Here is a 403-nt window from a genome sequence, read left to right as displayed (position 1 = left end):
CGTCAGCGCTACCTGCCGCATCCGGCCCATGATGCGCTGAAATCCATTTTCAGACTGGTGCTGCAGGATATTGTCGTGCTGGATTTTACGCTTGCACCTGAAAACGTGGCTGTCGGGTGAGTTGTTACAGGTCGGACTATGAAAAATCTGTTAAGGGATGCCATCAGGCAGAGGCCGTCCCGGCAATACGGTAAAAAGAAGTATCTGTGGCGTGCAGGAGATAAATTCAGCGGGTTATGGCTGATTAAGTTCGGTGTGGTCAAAACGTTTTATCTCAACGCTAACGGTGACGAGCAGATAACCGGCTTTTACCTGCCCGGCGAGTATATTGGTGTGGAGGAACTGCCTGGCGAATGCCACCGGGGGTATGCGAAGGTGATTGACGACTGCGCGGTGTACCACC

Annotated in this window: 1 protein-coding gene; it reads left to right on the top strand. The window is 52.6% G+C overall.

All coding sequences use genetic code 11. From position 1 onward, the window contains the following. Nucleotides 1-138: 138 nt before the first annotated feature. Nucleotides 139-403: Crp/Fnr family transcriptional regulator (locus AAIR21_RS27935; RefSeq protein WP_434682847.1), on the top strand; the 265-nt coding region annotated here is incomplete at its 3' end.

The sequence above is a fragment of the Enterobacter sp. PTB genome, from assembly GCF_051130085.1.
In the GTDB taxonomy this organism is placed as follows: Bacteria; Pseudomonadota; Gammaproteobacteria; order Enterobacterales; family Enterobacteriaceae; genus Enterobacter; species Enterobacter ludwigii.
The sequence above is the reverse complement of the archived record's forward strand: the minus strand, read 5'-3'. Positions and strand labels throughout refer to the sequence as shown.